Annotated in this window: 1 protein-coding gene; it reads right to left on the bottom strand. The window is 66.1% G+C overall.

Translation table 11 applies throughout. From position 1 onward, the window contains the following. Positions 1-546, bottom strand: a 546-nt coding sequence (locus AC1DU6_RS35420) for a class I SAM-dependent RNA methyltransferase family protein (RefSeq protein WP_477863273.1), incomplete at both ends; no start/stop codon positions are given.

The following is a 546-nucleotide window of genomic DNA, read 5'->3' as shown; positions in this document are numbered from 1 at the left end:
CGCCTTGGTGGCCAGCGGCAGCGTGAAATTGCCCAGGCCGCAGAACCAGTCGATGACCCGGTCATCCGGCTCGACAGCCAGCAGGCGCAGCGCACGGCCGACCAGGGTGGCGTTGATGTGCGGGTTGACTTGCGTGAAGTCGGTCGGCTTGAACGGCATGGTCACGCCGAACTCGGGCAGGCGGTAGGCCAGTTGCGGCCCGCCTTCGTCGAGCAACTTGACCGTGTCCGGCCCTTTGGGCTGCAGCCACCACTGCACGCCGTGTTTGGCGGCGAACTCGCGCAGCAGCGCGATGTCGCCGTCCGGCAGCGGGTTCAGGTGGCGCAGCACCAGCGCAATGACCTCGTCGCCCATGGCCAGTTCGATCTGGGGTAGGCGGTCGCGCTCGGCCATCGCCATGATCAGCTCGCGCATCGGCATCAGCAGGTCGCTGACGACCTTGGGCACGACCTTGCAGACCTGCATGTCGGCCACATAGCGGCTCTTGCGCTCGTGAAAGCCGATCAGCACGACGCCCTTCTTCTGCACATAGCGCACCGAGAATCG

The organism is Roseateles sp. P5_B10 (assembly GCF_056400485.1).
This window is presented reverse-complemented; position numbering and strand designations above follow the sequence as displayed.